Genomic DNA, 20,760 nt, shown 5'->3' with positions numbered 1-20,760 from the left:
AAAAGGTGCGAACGCTATCGTTGGTATTGACGTAGATTACGAAGTTGTTCGTGATGGAATGTTAATGGTTGCGGTAAGTGGTACAGCTGTACGTATATAAGTAAATAAAAAAACGGATTCCCTCCTTGGAATTTATACTTTCAGGAGGGATCCTGGTTCTGTTGCAGATTTTAAGACTAAAAACAGAAGTTGATAAATCATTGTACGTCAAAAAACCACAGTTTGGGTGTAAACTGTGGTTTTTTATATAGAGGCCCCAACACGTCCCTATTAAGCTAAGCTTATGCAACGTCAATTTTTGTTAGCTTAATAGTAGCCCTATTACAATTAAAATAATATGTCTATATTGTTTTAAGTACTTTTTTATAATAAAACTTAATCAATTTTAATATATGTTATGTATAACATATATTTATCTAAAATAAGGGGGAATATTATGACTGAAATAAACGAATCTTCAGGAAGCGATTTACAAAAAGATGTGAAGTTTTCTATTATAATCCCTGCACATAATGAAGAAAAGTACATTAGAAAATGTTTGGATTCAATTGCAAAAGCATCAGTGGCATATAAAGAGCAAACGGAAGTTATAGTTGTTTTAAATCGTTGCACAGATAAAACAGAGGAAATAGCAAAATCTTATGATTGTATTACATTAAAAAATGAAGATAAAAACTTATCTAAAATCCGAAATGCAGGGGCAGAAATAGCTAGTGGAGAAATAATCGTTACTATAGATGCTGATACGATAATGACAGAGTCTTTGTTATCTAATGTAGATAAATATTTATCTTCAGGTAAATATATTGGTGGTGGGGTGAATGGGAAGTTCGAAAGAATGTCTTTTGGAATATTCTTTTCTGCAATTCTAATTATAATTCCCTTACTTTTTAAGTACGGAGCTATATCTGTGGGGATTTTTTGGTGTTATAGAAAAGATTTTATGGCAATTAACGGATTTAATGAAAACATGCTTATGGCAGAGGATGCAGATTTCGCGAAACGCTTAAAAGAATGGGGAAAACGAAATAATAAGAAATTTGGTACCATTAAAAATGGCATGATAACTTCATGCAGAAGATTTGATACATATGGAGACTGGGCTTTACTTAAAAATCCAAAAGTAATATTAGCTTATCTAAAAGGAAATGATCAAAAATATGCAGATAAGACATATTATGATAATCAAGAAAGATAACGATGGAGAAAAGCGGCAGGAAATAGGGAGAACAGCAGATTTTTTTATACATAATGAGAGCCGAACTTAATTTAATAGATATGATAAGAAAACCATCAATTTGATTAGTCCTTTTCAAATCAATGGTTTTTATTTTTGAAATAAATATGTATTTTTTATAAAAAATATTTTTTGACCCCCATAAAACTTTGTATTCCTCCGAATATGTATAGTGAAGAAAATAAATAGAAGAAAATTGATTATGAAAGAATATTGACGTGTTAATAAAATTACTAGATTAAGTGGGGCATCCGAAATAAAAGGGTGAAATTACCAATGATATAGAGAAGAGTTATTCAAGGATTGCAGATAAAATAGAAACAGAGCAAGCAAAACAAGCGGAAGAAAATAAGAAAGTAGAGTGAAATGTAAGCCTAACTGTAAGAACGATAGAAAAGTTGGCTTTGAAAAATATGAACAACAAGAAGACAAGCCTAAAGAAACTGTGGTTGAATGGTCACTTGTTTAGTGACCATTTTTCTATTTCAAGCAGAAGGAGGGAGAGAGATTACCCGTGTTGAGTTTAGTAATGAAGATCTTAAGAAAACCGAAAATAGAAGATATCGTATGTAACATACAAAATAATGAAGAAGATAAAGAAGCTTTTATCGTACAGTATCAGCCGTTTATTAGAAAATCAATCTCGTCTGTCTGCCGCCGATATATTACAGAACAGGATGATGAATATAGTATTGGATTGTTTGCGTTTAACGAAGCAATTGAACAGTATTCATATAAAAAAGGGAAATCTTTTCTAGCGTTTGCTGATCTTCTTATAAAAAGAGATGTAATTGACTATATACGCAAGGAGTCTAAGCATAACCTTGTCTTTTTAAAAGAAGATGAGCAAGAGGAAATGTTAGAAATGCAAGTATCGCTTACGGAGTATATGAAGGAAATAGAAAATGGTAACCGTAAGGAAGAAATTCTCCATTTTCAAAGTGTGTTAGCTGAGTTTAAAATCACATTTTCAGAGCTTGCTAAAGAATCTCCTAAGCATCGTGATACGCGTGAACACTTAATAGAAATTGTAAAGATGATTATAAAAGAAGAGGAAATGATGGAGGAGCTGTTCCGGAAGAAAAAGTTACCGCTTAAACATATTGAACCGCGTGTTAGGGTAAGTCGTAAAACGTTGGAACGGCATAGAAAATATATCATTGCAATGTGTATTATCTTCGCAAACAACTATACATACATTCTTGATTATATAAGGGGAGGGAAGCATGATGAATAAAGGAATTGTGATGGATATAAAAAAACATAGCGTAGTTGTTTTAACGCCAAATGGAGAGTTTATTACGTGTAAAAGAAAAGGGGATTCTTGCATGATTGGAGAGGAAATTTCATTTGATGAGCAAGAACAAAAAGCATCGCGTTTTTCAATCCCTTATTTCTTAAAGCCGGCATCATTACTTGTTGCTTGTTTTCTATGTGCGCTGTTATTTTTCTACAACCAACCGGAAGAAAAAGTATTCGCTTACGTCTCAGTTGATATAAATCCAAGTTTAGAAGTGAGCGTAACGAAGGATCTTCGCGTTATAGATTTACAAGCTTGTAATGATGATGGAAGGCGTATTTTAAAAGAATTGAAGCAATGGGAAAATAAACAATTGCAAGAAGTAATACGTACAATTATAAAGCAGAGTCAAGAGGATAAGTATTTAACGAATGATAAGCAAGTTATGCTAACCGCTATTGCAAAGGATAAGTTGCTAGAACCGAAGTTGGAAAAGGTAATGAAAGAATTAAAGAAAGAATATGAGCTAAAACATATTACAGTCGAATATCAAAGTAGCACGATGCAAGTACGAGAGAATGCTAGAAAAGCTGGAATTGGTACAGGTGTCTATATAATGCAAGAGAATGAGAAGAACAAATCGGTTACGCCGCCTGCCACGCCGTCTAATCCGGTGGAAAACGAAGAAGAGGTGCAATCACAGCCGGAGTCATCTCCTGATGTATCGCCAGATTTGTCTTCTGTAAAAGACAAAAAATATGAGAAGCCAGAGCATAAAGAACAAAAGAAAATAGAGGAACAGCCAACGAAGCAAATAAAAGAAAACAATGGTAGAGGATCTCAGCAAGAAAATAGAGGGAATAAGCAGGAGAATAACGGTAGGGAATCCCAACAAGGAAATAATGGGAATCAGCAAGGAAACAACGGTCGAGAATCCCAACAAGGGAATAATGGAAATCAGCAAGGAAACAACGGAAGAGGGTCCCAAGGAAATAATGGGAATCAGCAAGGAAATAATGGAAGAGGGTCCCAAGGAAATAATGGGCACCAGCAAGAGAACAACGGAAGAGGATCGCAAGGGAATAATGGGAATCAGCAAGGAAATAACGGAAGAGGGTCCCAAGGGAATACTGGGCACCAACAAGAGAACAACGGAAGAGGGTCCCAAGGAAATAATGGGCACCAGCAAGAGAACAACGGAAGAGGATCCCAGAAAGAAAGTGTTGGAAACGAGCAAGGGAACAACGGAAGAGGATCTCAACAAGAAAATAGAGGCCACCAGCAAGGGAATGAAAAGAAGAATCAATAGAAATATAGAAGTGGGAGATTCATTTTAAAGTGAAAAGGAGTTATCTCACTATTGCGGGCAGTAAAACTCCCATCTCAAAATTTGGCTAGGGCAAAGAAGTTAGGTGGGAGTTGGGCTGCTTAAAGTTGTACTTTATTATTCTATCGTTCTATTAAGAAGGAGTATGTGAAAAATATAATGGAGAAAAACATTCAACAAGAGAAAGATAAAGTAAAACCTGTTTTTTATGATCCGAAAGGAAGAAGAAACATAGCTTTTATTTCGTTTCTATGTATTTCAATAGTTAGCGTAAGTATTGTATTTTATTTTTTCTTTCGAAGTATTTTTTCAACACCAGAAATTCCAAATATGAATACAGCTGTACAACAAGATACTAAACTTGTACCAATTAATCAAAAACTTAGTGATCAGCAGTTAAAGAAGGAAGAGTTTAAACCAAATACCGAAACGAAGGATAATAAAAATTTGGTGAATTCGCCGAAGGATAGTAAACAACGTAAAGAAGTGTATGGTTTTTATGTAAACTGGGATGAAAATAGTACCGCTTCTTTAAAAGAAAATATTGATTCATTAACCACGCTAGTACCGGAGTGGTATCATTTAAAAGCAGATTTAACGATTAGAAGTGAGATAAAACCTGAGATAGTAAAGTTAGCAGAAAAAAATCAAGTGAAAATTATGCCTTTACTAACTAACTATACTGAGGAAGCTTCTGGTCCGGATAGTGGGCTAATTCATAAGTTGCTGAATTCCTCAAATGATGTAAAGACAAAGTTTATAAATGATTTAGTAAAGCAAGTTGAAAAGAATCGATTTGCGGGTATTAATATTGACTTTGAGGCCGTACCTGAAAGTGATAGAGAAAACGTAACAAATTTTATGAAAGAACTTACTACGGTCTTTCATAAACATGATTTGCTCGTTACACAAGATGTTCCAGCTAATGATAAGGCTTTTGATTATAGTGCGTTAGCAAAAATAATAGATCGAATGATTGTAATGATGTACGATGAGCACTATGGAGCAGGAGAGCCAGGACCAATTGCTTCAAATAAATGGTTTCAACACACATTGAAAGAACTGAATATTCCGTCTAATAAACTTATAGTTGCTTTCGGTAACTATGGATATGATTGGAAAGTAAATAGTAAGGAACCGGCGAAATCTTTAACTTTTTCAGAAGTTATGGTAATGGCTCATAATTCAGATATGAATATTCAATGGGATAAGATGAGTGGAAATCCTTATTTTAGATATAAAACAGGAGATAAAGAACATACTGCTTGGTTCTTAGACGGCGTTACTCTCTATAATCAAGTGAAAATCGCAATGGACAACAAAGCAAAGGGGTTTGCGTTATGGAGATTAGGAGCAGAAGATCCTACAATATGGAAAGTTTTAAAAAATCCGATTGAGGCACAAAAAAATCCTGATGTATTACATAAAATCACTAGTTTAGATGAAGTGAATTATTCTGGACAAGGTGAAATTTTACAGATTGAGAATGAAAAGCAAAATGGATTGAGAGATTTTAAAGTAGGTAAAGATGGTTATCTTACAGATGAAGTATATCAATCCTTACCATCTGCATACGAAGTGCAACGATATGGAAAACCGAAAGGGAAACAAGTAGTACTAACATTTGATGATGGACCAGACCCGAAATATACGCCGGAAATCTTAGATATATTAAAAGAGAATAAGATCAAAGCTGCTTTTTTTGTACTTGGTGAAAACGCACAACTAAATACTAGTATTGTGAAAAGAATATACGATGAAGGGCATGAAATTGGCAATCATACTTTCAAGCATCCTAACGTAGCTGATACGTCTTTACTACGAACCAAAGTAGAACTTAATACGACGCAACGTCTGATCCAGGAAATAACTGGGCATTCTACAGTTTTGTTTAGGCCACCATACGAAGCGGATGCTAACCCGGATTCCTCAAATGAAATATTGCCTATTTTACGGGCACAAAATATGAACTATACAATGGTAGCAGAAAAAGTGGATCCTGAGGACTGGGCAACACCATCAACAAATGAATTAGTAAAGCGTGCTCTTAATCCCGTTTATAAGGGAGAGGGAAATATTATTCTTCTCCATGATGCGGGAGGGAATCGTACCCATACGGTAGAGGCGTTGCCGATCATTATTAAAGACTTAAAAAAGCATGGATATAGTTTTGTAACAATTTCAGATTTAATGAATAAAGAACGTGATGAAATTATGCCTCCTGTTTCTTCTGAGGGGAAGCAATATTTACTTTACAATAAAGCTGTCTTTTCAGGGGCGGGATACTTTAAACATATATTAACAACTATTTTTTATATCGCTATTGGATTAGGGATTTTTCGATTCTTATTCTTAATTTATTTTGCATGGAAGCAGAAAAGAAAAACGCTACCTCACACTATTCATTCGTCCTATCAACCTTTTGTTAGTGTTGTCATAGCAGCATATAATGAAGAAAAGGTGATAGCTAAGACGATTCGCTCAATTTTGGATAGTAAGTATGGAGAATTTGAAGTTATTGTTGTGGATGACGGATCGACAGATGGTACGTCAAAAGTAATGCAAGAAACATTTTATAAACACTCTAAAGTTCGTTTCATTCAGAAAGAAAACGGCGGGAAATCATCGGCAATGAACTTAGGGTTTCAACAATCGCGAGGAGAGATTATTGTCACTTTAGATGCGGATACTATTATTGCGCAAGACGCCATTTCTCTCATGGTTAGACACTTTGAAGATCAAAATGTAGCAGCAGTTTCAGGTAATGTTAAAGTGGGGAATAGACGAAACTTGTTAACTACTTGGCAACATGTTGAATATATAACAGGATTTAATTTAGAACGTAGAGCTTTTGATGAATTAAATTGTATTACAGTAGTTCCAGGGGCTATTGGGGCGTGGCGTAAGAAGAATGTAGTTGAATCGGGATATTTAAGCGAAGATACATTAGCAGAAGATACAGATCTTACTATTACATTTTTACGTCAAGGACATAGAATTGTATATGAAGAAAAAGCGTATGCTTTTACGGAGTCACCTGAAGATGTGAAAAGTCTCATTAAACAGCGATATCGTTGGTCATATGGTACACTCCAATGTCTTTGGAAACATCGAAAAGCGTTATGTAATTCAAAGCATAAAACGTTAGGATTTATTGCATTGCCTAACATGTGGTTATTCCAATATGTTTTGCAATTCATTGCTCCTTTTGCAGATATATTAATGATTATGGGGTTATTTAGTAGTGATCCGCTAAAAGTTTTAGGATTTTATTTTGTATTCTTTTTAATGGATCTTCTCGCATCTCTATTTGCATTTAAATTAGAGGAAGAGAATCCGAAACCATTAGTATTGTTAATTTTACAACGCTTTATTTATCGTCAATTTATGACTTATGTTGTCGTTAAATCTATATTCTCATCGATTCGAGGAGTAGCGGTAGGTTGGAATAAGCTAAAGAGAATAGGAAGTGTAAAACATTCCACGGAACATAAGGAGGCATCTTAAGAGAGCAGGTTATCTGCTCTCTTTTTTATTAATTTTAGTGAGCTGAGTGTAGAGTACATACATCTGTATCTATAAGAGTTCTAATAGTGAGACATTATGTGAAGATACTCCTTTAGTTTCGAGAAAAAGTTTTTTTATATTTTTTTAAAATGACGGACATAAAATTGTATATACCTTCGAATTATATATATGGATAACATAAATATGTATATAAAAGGGGAGCAATAAGATGAAAGAACAAAAAGAAATGTTTGAAGAAATCTCTGAAGTACTAAAGGTATTGGCGCATCCTGTTCGTTTATCATTAGTAAAAATAATGCTTGCAAAAGGTCCTACTAATGTAACAACAATGTATGGGGATTTGGAAATGCCTCAAAGTACAATTAGTCAACATTTATCTAAACTAAAGGCTGCTAAAATGGTTACAGGTACTCGGAAAGGATTAGAAATTTATTATGAAGTAACTGACAATCGCACAAAATCAATATTAGCATGTTTAGTTTAAATGCTGACTTCTATTTCAAAATAAGAAACGCTATTCTTTTCTATGATTTTACAGAGAGAATAGCGTTTTTTATTTTTAAGGAGTATCTTTTTATTAGCTTGATGGTGATATGGTATTATCTCTAAAATAAAAAAATATTGATTTCGCTTTTATTCTTTCTCAGGAGTTTGAGCTCAAAAGGCCGACTATCACTTTGTTTCCAATGCAGTGGACAGTGGAAGAACTTATATTTTTGAATAGAGGGAATTATATGTTTTTGATATATTAATAGTTAGGAACCACAAATAAGGGGTGAAGATATAGAAATGGAATTATTTGATTACTATAAACGAAAAGGAAAGTTGAAACTGTTAATTGGGACGGGTATTTTTATTCTTGCTTTATGCGCTGTATATGAAGATTGGGGACATATTAATTGGGGGCAGTTTATCTTTTTTGTTATCGCTGCTTCTATCTTTTTTGGGATTGGATTTTGGCAGTTAAGAAAAGGAAAGTTGATACAAAAGAATATGATAAAAAGTAATGCAACATTTTGGGATGTTGATACTTTGGTTGTATTAGAATTACCAAAACGAAACAAGCAATTTGGTCTATATCATCCTGATGGTAAGTATATAGCAGGAACAAAGATGGTTTCATCAAATATTCTTTTTTCAGTAATACCCTTTTTACATAATAAAGATGTTTACGGATTAGAAACGAGTAGCGGGGAAATTCTAGCTTATTTTCATACTGAAGTGGACGGATATGATTGGGTAGTCTATGATTCAAATTATAATCAGATTGGTATGTTTAAAGAAAAAATGATACAAGGATTTACTATGATACGAGGTACTTTGATGACAGATAAAGCCACAAAATTGTCAGATGTAGAAGTTGAGTTTGATTTTATTCAAAGTACTCTCCGTACAATAGATGGACGTACATTAGTAATTGGTAAGCAGGGATATATGCCTATAGAATGGAGTGAAAGGTTTATGGGTTTAAATGTACCTACTATTACCTTAGGTTCTAATGCGTCTAATAACGAAAAAATTCTCGGTTTAGGTGTGCTCCTTTATAGTTTACGTACAATTGAGATTAGAAAAAGTCGGGCAAGTGTTTAATGAGGTAGAAGTAGTGTTTATATGCGAAATTGTATAGAAATCTCATTTTTCTAATTATATCTTTTTAGATTGATGGATGTGGGGTCACGTCCATCAATCTAAGAAAACAAGTTAGCCCAAAAACGATAAAAATAAAATTTATAAAAACACAAAATATAAACATTGAGGATTAAACAAAGTATATAGTGCCTTTTTAGTCATGTAATCTTTTGAGCTGATGATCTTTTCCCCATTCAAATAGTTCATTCATAATTTGCATTAAAGATTTCCCGTATTCGCTTATTGTGTACTCAACCTTTGGTGGTACTTCTTGATATACAGTACGATGGATAATCCCATCAGCTTCAAGTTGCCGAAGTTGTTGAGTCAGAACTTTTTGCGTAATGTTTGGGATTTCTCGTCGGATTTCATTTGTTCGCATTTTTCCATCCATCAAAACACATAAAATATGAACTTTCCATTTTCCACCGATTACATCGAGCGTCGTTGCAATTGGACAGTTATCATTTTGATGCATATAACACCTCCAAAGGTACCTCAAGGTTCCTATAGCACCTGAAAGTACGTACTTTTCAATTATATGTAATGCATTCATACTAATATGTAAAGGATTGATTCATTTATAAAGGGGATGGAAAATGATGAGAACACTTGTAATTGTAGCACACCCTCATATTGAAAAATCAAAAATTAATAAAAGATGGATAGAAGAACTTGAGAAACATTCAGATGAAATTACGGTGCATGAATTATATAAAGTGGCACCAAACTGGGAGTTTAATATTGAAGAAGAGCAAAAGTTATTAGTAGAACATGACAGATATATATTCCAATTTCCGCTTTACTGGTACAGCACACCGCCATTATTAAAAAAATGGTTTGATGATGTATTAACATATGGATTTGCATACGGATCAAAAGGGGATAAAGTGAAGGGAAAAGAGTTTGGTGTAGCAGTTTCTATAGGTGGATTAGAAAAAGATTATGAAAATAGCGGAATTACGATGGATGAGTTGACGAAACCATTCCAAGCTACATGCTTATATACAGACATGAAATTTATACCTTCATTTTATTTATATGGTGCCGAATATAAATTAAGTGATGAAGAGATTGATAAAAGTGCACCTGAGTATGTGCAATATGTAATGAACAAGAAGTATTCTAATATATAAGAGGAAATAGCCATTTACTTGTGAAGTAAATGGCTATTTTATATTCTTGTTATATTCACTAAGTGTAATCTTTAGTAAATTAATAGTTAATCTGGTAAAATAAAAAACCTAACATATATAAAGGGGAGTTTTACTTGAGAACGATGCAAAAATTATTACAAAAAAGAGCAATGCAATCACCAAATTTGGAAGCGCTTGTAGGGGGGGAGAAAAGATATTCGTTTCAGCAATATAATGAACGAGTAAATCAGCTTGCATATTATTTATTACATAATGGTGTGCAAAGAGGAGATCGTATAGGAATACTATGCAAAAATAATCACCCATTTCCAAGCGTTATGATGGCAAGTTTAAAAATTGGAGCGGTATGTATTCCGCTAAATCATCAGCTTACTGTATATGAATTAGAAACGATTGTAAAAGAAGCGAAATTAAAAGTGTTAGTTATTGATGAAGAATTTAGTGAAGTGTTATTAAATGTTGATGCTGTTAAAGAAATTCCTTATGTAATTCAAACGACAAAAGAAGGCTTTGGTTCATTTGAATTAGAGTTGCAAAAACAGCCAATGACAGAACCGAACGTAGAAGTTCATGAAGAAGATGATGCCATTTACTTATTTACTTCAGGAACGACTGGACAGGCAAAAGCATGCGTAATTGGACATAAAAACTTACATCATTATTTTGCAGAGATTGCAGGACAAAGAGAAATTCCAGCAGGTGAACGCTTTTTATCCGTGCATCCATTATTTCATATGAGTGGCGTGCTTTCTATTTTAAATTGTATTTATCATGGTGTTACGATGATCTTCTTAGCTGATTCGAATCCTACTCTTATTTGGGATAAGATTGAAGAAGAGAAAATTACTACGATGCTTGCATTCCCGGCTGTTTATAGCTATATGCTTGATGAACTAAATAAAAAAGAACGGAACATTTCAACCTTTAAAGTAGCACAAAGCGGTGGAACAAAAGTGCCAGAAACGCTCATTCAAAAATATATGGAAAAAGGAATCTATATGGTGCAAGGCTATGGTAGTACAGAAGGTTGGGTTGTAACTTCATGGCATCCAATGATGGGAAAAGAAAAGATGTCTTCTGTAGGAAAAGCCTTGAAAAATGTAGAGGTGAAAATTGTTCATCCAGAAACAGGACATGAACTTAAAGCAAATGAAGTTGGAGAGATTCATGTAAGAAGTCCATACATGTTTAAAGGGTATTGGAATAATGAAAAGGCGACAAAGAAGGTAGTAAAAGATAATTGGTTTAACATGGGCGATGCTGGCATGATAGATGACGACGGATTCTTGCATATTATGGGAAGATATAAAGACGTTATTATACGCGGTGGTGACAATGTATATCCAGACCAAGTAGAAGATGTTATTCATGAAATACATGGTGTTTTAGAAGTGGCAGTAGTTGGAGTTCCAGATGAATTTTGGGGAGAGGTTCCAAGAGCTTACATTGTGAAGGATGGCGAAACAACAGTAACAGAAGAAAGTATTATTCAGTATTGTAAGGAGAAGTTAGCAAGTTACAAAATTCCAGAAGTGGTATTCGTAGAAGAATTACCGAAAAACGCTTTAGGGAAAGTGTTGAAGAGGGAATTAAGGGATGTAGTTCTTGTGAAATAAAAATGTTATTAAACGATGAAGAACCCAGTTATGTATAAAGCATGACTGGGTTTTTGTCTATCAAAACATAATAATTTACTAGATTTTGTATTTTGTGTAAGATAATAAAGAATATTCAAATATTAATCAAGGGAAGAGATGTAAATGAAGCTGCCGCTATTACAGGTAGAGACAGAGAGACTGATGATCCGTCCGTTCCAAAATGATGATTATGAAAGTTGGTTAGATGGATTTCATAAGAGGTTACCATCGCAGTATAAATATGACGATGGTTATCAAGTTATGGCATCATCAACGAAAGAATGGTTCACGGAATGGATTAGAGGCTTTGATGAAGCAGCACATCGAGATGAGATGTACGTATTAGGTATTTTTCGTAAAGAAGACGGAGCTAATATTGGTAAGCTAGAGCTGATTAAAATTTTACGTATGGACTATCAATGGGCGATGATGGGATATTCCATACATAATCAATACTGGAAAAACGGATATGGCATGGAAAGTGTGAAAGCTGCAGTATCGTTATTTTTTAATCGTCTTCATTTTCATAGAATCGAATTACATATACGTGTTGATAATGAGCCATCCGTTCGTCTTGCGGAAAGAGCCGGTTTTTCTTTTGAATGCAAGAGAGAGGCGTTTTCATTAGAGAATGGTAAGTGGATGGATTTTCTTATTTATTTTAAAAATAAGGAGATGAATATATGAGAGTTCTAATTACAGGTGGAAATCGCGGATTAGGGTTACAGTTAGTAAAAGTGTTTCATGAAAATGGACATATCGTTTATCCGTTAGTTAGAACTGAGGTTGCGTTAACACAATTGAAGAAAATGTTTAGTTGCAGATGTTTTCCTATATTAGCAGACTTATCGGCTGATGAAAGTACAGAACAAATTAAGAAACAGCTTGAGGAATATACAGAGTATATTGATCTAGTTATAAATAACGCAGGAATTACTGGAAAGGAGACTGAGGTTTTACATACGAATTCAGAAGAGTTAACGGACTTATTTAATATTCATTGCTTAGGTGTAATTCGAGCTGTAAAAGGTACATATGTGGCTTTAGCTAAATCGGATCATCCGAGAATCATAAATGTGTCCTCTCGGTTAGGTTCATTGCATAAAATGGCCAACAAAGAGTTTCCGCAAGGCCATTTCTCATATTCATATCGAATTGCTAAAGCTGCACAAAACATGTTAACGCTCTGTTTACAACAAGAGTTTGAGGATAAAGGAATTCGTGTAACTGCTATTCACCCTGGAAAATTAAAGACTGAAATTGGTGCTTTTGATGCGAATATGACCCCGGCTGAAGGAGCAAAAAATATATATGATTGGATAATAGATTCAAATGAGGATGTTTCAGGGAAGTTTATTGAGCCAGGTGTAGGTGAATTAAAGTGGTGATATACGATCTTGCAATCATTCAGAATTTGTTTGGCCCTTCTAAAAAAGTATTAAATGGCTTACCACATGCAGTAACGATTGAAGAAATAGAAGAAGATGTTTTGTATAACGTACAAACATATAAAGAAAAGATAAGTAGATTTGAAGAGGTTTGTTTTAATTGGGAGTTAAAAAGAGCGAGTATTGTATTAAACAAAAGGTTTAGTAGTTATAACTCAAGTGTGAGGGTGTTACTTGATGCAGGTTTTTCTTTGCACGCAGCAAAGGTAGAAGTATGTAGAGAATTGAACAATATAGAAGAACTTGAAAGACAATATACATATCGATCAATAGCAGAAGGAACGTTATCGGAAAAAGAATTTAAATATATTTGGGAACAATGTATGTCGGGTTCAGGGAATCAAACTTCAATTTTAACTATCGATGAACATTTTTATTCTGTACAAACAGAGTTAGGTAAGGGTTGGGAAAAGTCATGTATTGTTTTTTATGATAAAAATGAGCTGATTGGTATGTCCATACCGCATATAGAAACTGGAACAGAAAGTGAAGGACGATTATTTTATTTTGGGGTAATGCCTTGTTATCGTGGGAAAGGAATTGCTTCCCGGCTGCATCTTCAATCTTTACATATGTTAAAGGAAATAGGGGCTACTTATTACATCGGAAGCGCACATACTTCAAATGAAAAGATGCAGAGAATATTTTGGAGAAATAATTGTTCGTTGAAAACGGAGATAGAGCTTTATTATAAAATTTTTAAAGAAGGTTAGGAGAAAAGAAGATGAAGACTATAAACGTATTTCATTATGACGCATTTACGAATAAACCGAATATGGGTAATCCAGCAGGTATTGTATTAGATGCAGATGGATTAACAGAAGAGGAAATGCAGCGTATTGCTGAAAAAGTTGGATTTAACGAAACAACTTTTGTTCTTTCCTCAGAAGTAGGAGATATAAGAATGCGCTACTTTACACCTGGTTTTGAAATGGATTTATGTGGTCATGGGACAGTTGGGACAATATTTGCCTTGCGTGAAAGAGGTTTATTAGAAGAGAAAGCAAGCCTTACGATTGAAACGAAGGCCGGGATTTTACCGATACAAATAGGTGTAAATGAAAATGGAGAAACCTTTATTAAAATGAGGCAGGCAGCACCTCAGTTTAAAGAATTTACAGGTTCAAAAGAAAAATTAGCTCATAGTATCGGTTTAGAAGTAAATGATTTAGATGTAAGTTTACCGATTGTATATGGAAGTACGGGGAACTGGACCGTAATTGTACCGGTTAAAAATCTAGATGTATGTGAGAGAATGAAACCTAACAATGAGGTGTTTCCATCGGTATTAAAAGAAATACCTAATGCTTCTATTCACCCAATTTGTCTAGAAACTTATGACGAAAAGGTACATATGCATGGGCGTCATTTCTCATCAGCTTATGCTGGAACGATTGAAGATCCCGTGACAGGAACAGCTTCAGGTGTAATGGGAGCATATTATGCGACGTATGTGGAGAAAGATGTTGACCATGAAATGGAGTTAATCGTTGAACAAGGGCAAGAAATACATAAAGATGGTCGTGTAACGGTATATGTAACGAAAGATGTAGAAAATGAGAAGTTACAAATAGATATTGCTGGAACAGCGGTATATGTGAAAGAGTTTGAAGTTTTAATATAAAGTGAAACTTTAATCAGTGGGTGGGGCATCCCCACTGATTATTAGTTGAACCAATCGGGCTTTTACGGGCAGTTGATCCCCCACCTAACTTCTTTGCTTCCGTTGAATTTTGAGGTGAGGGTCTTACTGCCCGTTAATGCGGGATAAAAAAGAAAGCCCAGCATACATCCGGACTTTCACTATCTGTTCAATACTTCAATATACGAAGCATCTCCAGTTGTTCTTAAAGCAGAGCGGAAATTGTTATTTTCTAACGTTTTAGCGACTTGTTGTAACTGCTGTGCATCATCATGATGGATGAGTAAGCTGTCAGCACCGCTTTCCTCTATATGAATGTGTTCGACATTTCCGATGGCATCATGTACAGCTTTTAAAAATTCAGGTTTCATATTGTCCTCCTATATGTATGTAACGTTGTTGTTAGTATTTCCTTATTTTTGAAATATAAAAGTAAATGAAAGGAGAAATAAAAATGAATATAACGCAGTTTAATGAATATATAACATCATTATTTGGAGAGCATCTTCATAAATACGGTGATGGTGAATATGGATTTACTCATATAAGTAAAGATGAATTTCACAAAATTGGTTACACAACAAATTTGACGTTAGAGACGATTGAAGAAGGGTATAAAAATGGAATCGACATGATAGTTACACATCATGCACCGTGGAGTTTTTTATTTGGAATGGAAGAGGCTTGTATTGAGAAATTAAAACAATATGAAATGAATCATTTTTGGATTCATTTGCCGTTAGATTTTATTGAATTTGGTACGTGTACATCATTATTTAATGAAATTGCGATAGATACAATTTTAGAATACTCTACGTATGAGGAAGAGGAATTACCTGGAATAGGAGAATTTAAAGCACCGATTGCATTTTTAAACTTGGTTGAAAGACTTGAAGAAAAAATGGAAGAGAAAGTGAAGAGCTGGAGAAACCATGATAAACCAGTAAAACGAATTGCGATTTTAACTGGTGCAGGGAACAATACAAATTTGATTGAACGTGCATTAGAAAAAGGGTGTGACACGTATATAACTGGAGAAAAAACATTATACACAGTGCAACATGCGAAATTTAAAGGCATTAACTTAATAGTAGGTAGCCACACATTTACAGAAGTTTTTGGTGTAGAAAGTTTAGCTCGTAAGTTAAAAGAAAGAGATAATTTAATAGAAATTACTAGATTAAATGAAGATCATTTGGAGTGAAGAAATTGTATCACATTATCATAAATGGAATGAATTATTTGATGAAATATTGAAGGAAGCAGTTGCAATGAAATAAAATTATTTTTTGTTATATTAAGATTTTTAGGAGGAATTCCCTTGTGTTTGTCAAATAATAGTAAAGTTGTCTTTTGAATTGAAGAAATCTTCGGGATTAAAGGGTGAGGGAATGGACATTTCAACAATCGCTGCACAACTAGTTAAGGAGAAAGTGATTTCACATTATCCAACTAGCGTAAAAGTGCTGAACGGGGGAACGACAAGTACTGTATATTTGTTGGATGAAAAATACGTTGTAAAACTTAATGAAGCGGAAGTAATACGTGAAGAAGCTATTTTTCTTTCTTTTTATGAAAGGAATACTTTGTTTGCAAATCTTTTGTATAAGGAACCTTTACATACATATATTGTGTATTCTTTCCTTGAAGGTAGTACTTCGTGCGGACGAGGACAAAAAAGAATTACGCTTAGTACCCTTGTAAAAGAAGTTATTAATAAGTATGAAATAGTTTCACGTATAGATGGCTGGGGATGGAAAGAAAGTCCGGTTCAATCTTGGAATGAATTTTTAACGACAAATGTGGTGGAAGCTCATAAAAATGTAAGACCGTACATAAGTGAGGAAGAGTATAGAAAAGTTCTTAAGTTAGCGAATAGGGATGCTGGAATAAATCAGCCATTTTTATTACATGGTGATCTTGGATTTCATAATTTTATATTTCAAGGAAATGAGTTGCATGGTGTAATTGATCCCCTACCAGTGTTAGGAGATCCTATATACGATTTAATTTATGCGTTCTGTTCAACTCCAGAAGATTTAACAAAAGAAACGATTGGTTATGCGATGAAACAATGTGTATTTCATAAAAATGACCGTGATTTATATGAAGAGATAGTCATAGGATTATATTTGCGTATAGATACATGTTTACGGCACCACCCGAAAGATTTAGAAGATTATTTAGCAGCTTGGCGTTATTGGATGGATGAGGTTGAGGTGACTTTATAGTACAAATATTTTTGGGGGGATCGTGAAATGAATGTTTCAGAAGCGAAAAAGGATTTAGCAATCAAAACGAAGCGAGGATTACCGATTATATTAGCTGGTGTTTTATTTTGGATAGTTATGAGTATAATGGGCTTTGTTCTTTCTGAAAAACAAGTGGTGTGGGTATATTTAATCGGTATGGGATGTGTGTTTCCTTTTGGATTAATGATAGCTGCTATATTGAAAATTGATATGTTTGCGAAAGGAAACCCGTTAGGGGTTTTGGCAGGATTAATTGGTGGGATAAATGTATTGAATATTCCGCTTGTATTACTTGCCTATTTTCAATTTCCAGAATGGTTACCTTTTGTAGTAGCGATGTTAATAGGTGTTCATTTTATCCCGTACGTATGGATTTATGAAAGCAAAAGTTATGGTTTATTATCCGTAGGGACTGTATTCGTAACGTCAGTTTGCGGGATTCTTTTTGCAGAAAAAGGATTTACTGTCATTCCATTATCTGTTACAGGTGTTTATTTACTTACTTTTATCAGTTTATTAATTGAAAATAAAAAAGCAGATCATTATCAACAAAAATCAGCTTAATAAAAATAGAGGGATAGGGGAAATTATGATGAAAAATTTCGTTTGTACAACGTGTGGCGTGCAGTATGCAGCGGGTGTAGAAGAACCAGTGAGTTGTCATATTTGTGATGAAGAGAGACAATATGTGAATCCGAAAGGGCAGTCTTGGACGACGCTAGAAAGCTTACAAACAAGTGATACATATAAAAATGAAATAATCGAAGAGGAAAATGGGCTTTTTAGTATTACAACAAAACCAGGATTTGCGATTGGTCAAACGGCATATGTAGTGAAAACAGAATCATATCGTTTACTATGGGACTGTATTACTTATTTAGATGAAACGACAATTGCGAAAATAAAAGAGCTTGGTGGACTAGATGCAATTGCCTTGTCTCATCCTCATTATTATTCAACACAAGTAGAATGGGCAGAGACATTTGATGTACCAATTTATATACACGAAGATGATAAAGAGTGGGTGATGCGCCCGAGTAGTCGTATTATTTATTGGTCTGGTGAGTCTTTACAATTAGCGGATGGATTGGTTATTCATCGTTTAGGTGGTCATTTTAAAGGTGGATCTGTCTTACATTGGGAAGAAGGTAATGATGGGAAAGGAATTTTGTTAACAGGTGATATTATTCAAGTTGTAGCGGATGAACGATGGGTAAGCTTTATGTACAGCTATCCAAACTTAATTCCATTACCAGCGAGAAAAGTGGAAGAAATGGTGAATCGAGTGAAGCCGTTACAGTTTAATCGGTTATACAACGCTTTTCATCGAGTAGTAAAAGAACATGCAAATGAGGCAGTGGAACGTTCTGCTGAAAGATATATTAAGGCGGTAGAAGGAAAGTTGTTTCATACGTAAAAGGAGAGTTAGTTTTATGAAAACGTTAGTATGCTTTGGGGATAGTATTACAGCTGATGAAGTGTTTTTCAATGGAACGCCGAGGTTAACACCACGTTTGCGAGAGATGTTTCCGAATTGGAACGTAGTGAATGCAGGTGTTCCAGGTGATAATACGTTTGATGCGTTAAAAAGGATTAAAGAAGATGTATTATCACATAAACCAGATTTCGTAACAGTTTTTCTTGGCACGAATGATGCAGTCTCTTTTTCGCAAGGGTCATTACAAGCATACAAAGAAAATTTAGAGAAGATTGTGAACCATATTTCTTCAGGTAAAGTACTGCTTATTAGTCCTGCCCCAGTTGATGAAGAAAGACAGCATAATAGAACAAATGAAGTACTCGGTCAGTATGCAGACGTGGTAGAGGAAGTGGCGAAAGAAACAGGAAGCTATTTTCTAAATTTGTATGCTGAAATGATTCAAGAACGGAATTATAAAAGGTTTGTAGAAAATGATGAAAGAGATGGGCTACACTTTGGACCAGAAGGCTATGAGTATGTAGCGAAGTTAATTGGTGAAAAGTTAAAAGGGATTTTATAAAAAAGCAAAGCGATATCGCTTTGCTTTTCATTGTTTTTAATAGCTCAATCTAGAAATGCTTGTTGCAATGCTTTCAGTCCATCACTGTAAATACTATGAAAAAGGTTTATTGCCTCTTCATCACTAACTTCAACAGGAGTGAACGTACCAGACCACTCTACTACCGATGTGTTACTTTCAGTACCTTCTTTCACCTGGATTGTAGATAAATAATTAGTGACTGGGAATGGTGCATTCATGATTGAATACGTGTAGTATCGTTCTTTCTCATTGAATACTTCTAATCGTTCTATAATCGTGTCACCATCTGGATTAGCTAGGTGACGTACACGACCGCCTTCCGTTAATTTACTGTTAGGTATATAAGGTAACCAGTCTGGAAGGGAGTTGAAACCTCCGATTAATTGCCATACTTGTTCAGGTGAACCGAAAATTTCCATAGATGTAGTAGTCTGTGCCATGTTCATTACGCTCCTTTTCATCCCGGTATTTGCGGGTAAATAATCAGTGGGGATTGCCCCACTGATTAAGGTTTCAATTTATTTTACGTTGATTGGTAGTGGTGCATTAGGTGCTACTAGTTTTTGTTCGCGCATTTCTTCCCAGAATGCTGCTGGAATTACTGTATTTAAGGCGTTTTGGTCTTCTACAATTCGTTCCGGTTTACTTGCACCAGGAACAACGGCAGCAACTGCTGGATTCGCTAGTGAAAATTGTAATGCAGCAGCTTTGATACTGATTTCGTGACGATCTGCAAGAGCTTTGATTTTCTCAACTTTTGCAATGATTTCTGGTGAGGCTTTTTGATATTCGAAGTGAGCACCTCCAGCAAGAATACCTGAGCTATATGGGCCACCAACAACAATATCCATATTATGCTTAACAGCCGCAGGCATTACTCGTTGTAATGCACGCTCGTGGTCTAGTAATGAATAACGACCAGCTAGTAAGGATATATTTGGCTGCGCTTCTTCTAAATCAAGCATCAGTTCAATTGATTCTACTTTGTTTACTCCAAGTCCCCAGCCTTTAATAACGCCTTCTTCACGTAAACGTGTTAGTGCACGGAATGCTCCTGTTCGAGCTGTTTCAAATTGTGAAATCCACTCATCACCATAAAAGTCTTGTGCTAAATCATGAATGAAAACAAAGTCTAGACGATCTGTTTTTAAACGTTTCAAACTTTGCTCGATAGAACGAAGTGTTGCATCTGCACTATAGTCATTGATCATTTTATTTTTGCGGCCAAATTCGAAAAGTCCGCCTTTTTCACCTAAATCACGTGCAGATGGATCTTCTAGTTCATCTGAAATCGTTCGACCGACTTTTGTGCTTAAAAAGTAATCATCACGATTTCTTTTTGATAGTGCTTCGCCAAGACGAATTTCTGCTAAACCAGATCCATAAAGTGGAGCTGTATCAAAGTAACGAACGCCATTATCCCAAGCAGCATCCACTGTAGCGATTGCTTCTTCTTCTGGAATATTACGGTACATATTTCCTAGTGGTGCTGTACCAAAACCAATTTTTTCTTTTAGTAATTTACTCATTATTAATATCCTCCTAAAATGTATTTAAAAATTAATTCATCATTGTGAATGGATGTGAAAATGAAAATATGTCATTTCATCGTCGGACAAAATGTATGATAAAAATACTCACT

Annotated in this window: 22 protein-coding genes; 18 read left to right on the top strand and 4 right to left on the bottom strand. The window is 34.7% G+C overall.

Going from position 1 to position 20,760, the window contains the following annotated elements:
• The 7 genes from BAQ46_RS28375 to BAQ46_RS28340 all read left to right on the top strand — a co-directional run.
• Positions 1–100 (top strand): heavy metal-binding domain-containing protein (locus tag BAQ46_RS28375; RefSeq protein WP_084638402.1); only part of this gene is annotated, 100 nt, incomplete at its 5' end.
• Positions 101–436: 336 nt separating this feature from the next.
• Positions 437–1,198: a glycosyltransferase family 2 protein gene (locus tag BAQ46_RS28370; protein WP_000136100.1), complete on the top strand. Its 762-nt coding sequence runs from the start codon at positions 437–439 to the stop codon at positions 1,196–1,198.
• Between the two features lie 553 nt (positions 1,199–1,751).
• The gene (gene sigI / locus BAQ46_RS28360; protein ID WP_013246469.1) at positions 1,752–2,474 is read left to right on the top strand and encodes an RNA polymerase sigma factor SigI; all 723 of its coding nucleotides are present in this window, start codon (positions 1,752–1,754) and stop codon (positions 2,472–2,474) included.
• Positions 2,464–3,786: an anti-sigma-I factor RsgI gene (gene rsgI / locus BAQ46_RS28355; protein WP_076875315.1), complete on the top strand. Its 1,323-nt coding sequence runs from the start codon at positions 2,464–2,466 to the stop codon at positions 3,784–3,786. The genes sigI and rsgI overlap by 11 nt, the downstream gene beginning before the upstream one ends.
• A gap of 177 nt (positions 3,787–3,963) precedes the next feature.
• Complete coding sequence (locus BAQ46_RS28350; RefSeq protein WP_071743338.1) at positions 3,964–7,311, top strand: trifunctional glycoside hydrolase family 18/polysaccharide deacetylase/glycosyltransferase family 2 protein; 3,348 nt, start codon at positions 3,964–3,966, stop codon at positions 7,309–7,311.
• A gap of 229 nt (positions 7,312–7,540) precedes the next feature.
• Positions 7,541–7,816 (top strand): ArsR/SmtB family transcription factor, encoded by a 276-nt coding sequence (locus tag BAQ46_RS28345; protein WP_000662957.1) that lies wholly within the window; start codon positions 7,541–7,543, stop codon positions 7,814–7,816.
• 305 nt (positions 7,817–8,121) lie between these two features.
• Positions 8,122–8,922, top strand: a complete 801-nt coding sequence (locus tag BAQ46_RS28340) for a hypothetical protein (protein WP_000418468.1) — start codon at positions 8,122–8,124, stop codon at positions 8,920–8,922.
• Between the two features lie 193 nt (positions 8,923–9,115).
• Here BAQ46_RS28340 and BAQ46_RS28335 read toward each other — a convergent pair whose 3' ends face one another.
• Entirely contained in the window at positions 9,116–9,439 is a 324-nt protein-coding gene (locus BAQ46_RS28335; protein ID WP_000554057.1) for a winged helix-turn-helix transcriptional regulator, read from the bottom strand.
• A gap of 124 nt (positions 9,440–9,563) precedes the next feature.
• On the opposite strand from BAQ46_RS28335, the gene BAQ46_RS28330 reads away from it, so the two are divergent.
• The 6 genes from BAQ46_RS28330 (at position 9,564) to BAQ46_RS28305 (ending at position 14,827) form a co-directional block, all read left to right on the top strand.
• The gene (locus tag BAQ46_RS28330; protein WP_002170196.1) at positions 9,564–10,097 is read left to right on the top strand and encodes an NAD(P)H-dependent oxidoreductase; all 534 of its coding nucleotides are present in this window, start codon (positions 9,564–9,566) and stop codon (positions 10,095–10,097) included.
• Positions 10,098–10,240: 143 nt separating this feature from the next.
• A complete protein-coding gene (locus tag BAQ46_RS28325; RefSeq protein ID WP_084638403.1) occupies positions 10,241–11,734 on the top strand; it encodes a class I adenylate-forming enzyme family protein in 1,494 nt (497 codons plus the stop codon).
• 144 nt (positions 11,735–11,878) lie between these two features.
• Complete coding sequence (locus BAQ46_RS28320) at positions 11,879–12,442, top strand: GNAT family N-acetyltransferase (protein ID WP_071743333.1); 564 nt, start codon at positions 11,879–11,881, stop codon at positions 12,440–12,442.
• Complete coding sequence (locus BAQ46_RS28315; RefSeq protein WP_001264490.1) at positions 12,439–13,143, top strand: SDR family NAD(P)-dependent oxidoreductase; 705 nt, start codon at positions 12,439–12,441, stop codon at positions 13,141–13,143. Before BAQ46_RS28320 ends, BAQ46_RS28315 begins: the two co-directional genes overlap by 4 nt.
• Entirely contained in the window at positions 13,140–13,916 is a 777-nt protein-coding gene (locus tag BAQ46_RS28310) for a GNAT family N-acetyltransferase (protein WP_000638674.1), read from the top strand. Before BAQ46_RS28315 ends, BAQ46_RS28310 begins: the two co-directional genes overlap by 4 nt.
• An 11-nt stretch (positions 13,917–13,927) precedes the next feature.
• The gene (locus tag BAQ46_RS28305; RefSeq protein ID WP_071743331.1) at positions 13,928–14,827 is read left to right on the top strand and encodes a PhzF family phenazine biosynthesis isomerase; all 900 of its coding nucleotides are present in this window, start codon (positions 13,928–13,930) and stop codon (positions 14,825–14,827) included.
• A gap of 179 nt (positions 14,828–15,006) precedes the next feature.
• Here the strand turns inward: BAQ46_RS28305 and BAQ46_RS28300 are convergent, their stop codons facing one another.
• On the bottom strand, positions 15,007–15,216 hold the full coding sequence (locus tag BAQ46_RS28300; RefSeq protein WP_000801653.1) for a hypothetical protein: 210 nt from the start codon (positions 15,214–15,216) through the stop codon (positions 15,007–15,009).
• Between the two features lie 83 nt (positions 15,217–15,299).
• Here BAQ46_RS28300 and BAQ46_RS28295 point away from each other — a divergent pair, with 83 nt between their 5' ends.
• The 5 genes from BAQ46_RS28295 (at position 15,300) to BAQ46_RS28275 (ending at position 19,097) form a co-directional block, all read left to right on the top strand.
• Positions 15,300–16,049 (top strand): Nif3-like dinuclear metal center hexameric protein, encoded by a 750-nt coding sequence (locus tag BAQ46_RS28295; protein ID WP_048557280.1) that lies wholly within the window; start codon positions 15,300–15,302, stop codon positions 16,047–16,049.
• Positions 16,050–16,236: 187 nt separating this feature from the next.
• Positions 16,237–17,076: an aminoglycoside phosphotransferase family protein gene (locus BAQ46_RS28290; RefSeq protein ID WP_071743340.1), complete on the top strand. Its 840-nt coding sequence runs from the start codon at positions 16,237–16,239 to the stop codon at positions 17,074–17,076.
• A gap of 27 nt (positions 17,077–17,103) precedes the next feature.
• Positions 17,104–17,661, top strand: coding sequence for a DUF7010 family protein (locus BAQ46_RS28285; protein ID WP_001102937.1), 558 nt, complete (start codon positions 17,104–17,106; stop codon positions 17,659–17,661).
• Between the two features lie 25 nt (positions 17,662–17,686).
• Positions 17,687–18,514, top strand: a complete 828-nt coding sequence (locus BAQ46_RS28280) for an MBL fold metallo-hydrolase (protein WP_001992904.1) — start codon at positions 17,687–17,689, stop codon at positions 18,512–18,514.
• 16 nt (positions 18,515–18,530) lie between these two features.
• On the top strand, positions 18,531–19,097 hold the full coding sequence (locus tag BAQ46_RS28275; protein WP_000855219.1) for an SGNH/GDSL hydrolase family protein: 567 nt from the start codon (positions 18,531–18,533) through the stop codon (positions 19,095–19,097).
• Positions 19,098–19,141: 44 nt separating this feature from the next.
• Here BAQ46_RS28275 and BAQ46_RS28270 read toward each other — a convergent pair whose 3' ends face one another.
• Together BAQ46_RS28270 and BAQ46_RS28265 are read right to left on the bottom strand one after the other, a co-directional pair.
• Positions 19,142–19,558, bottom strand: coding sequence for an SRPBCC family protein (locus tag BAQ46_RS28270; protein ID WP_000079489.1), 417 nt, complete (start codon positions 19,556–19,558; stop codon positions 19,142–19,144).
• 78 nt (positions 19,559–19,636) lie between these two features.
• Positions 19,637–20,647, bottom strand: a complete 1,011-nt coding sequence (locus BAQ46_RS28265) for an aldo/keto reductase (RefSeq protein ID WP_000040518.1) — start codon at positions 20,645–20,647, stop codon at positions 19,637–19,639.
• Positions 20,648–20,760 lie beyond the last annotated feature (113 nt).

The organism is Bacillus paranthracis, from assembly GCF_001883995.1.
Classification (GTDB): Bacteria; Bacillota; Bacilli; order Bacillales; family Bacillaceae_G; genus Bacillus_A; species Bacillus_A paranthracis.
The sequence above is the reverse complement of the archived record's forward strand: the minus strand, read 5'-3'. Positions and strand labels throughout refer to the sequence as shown.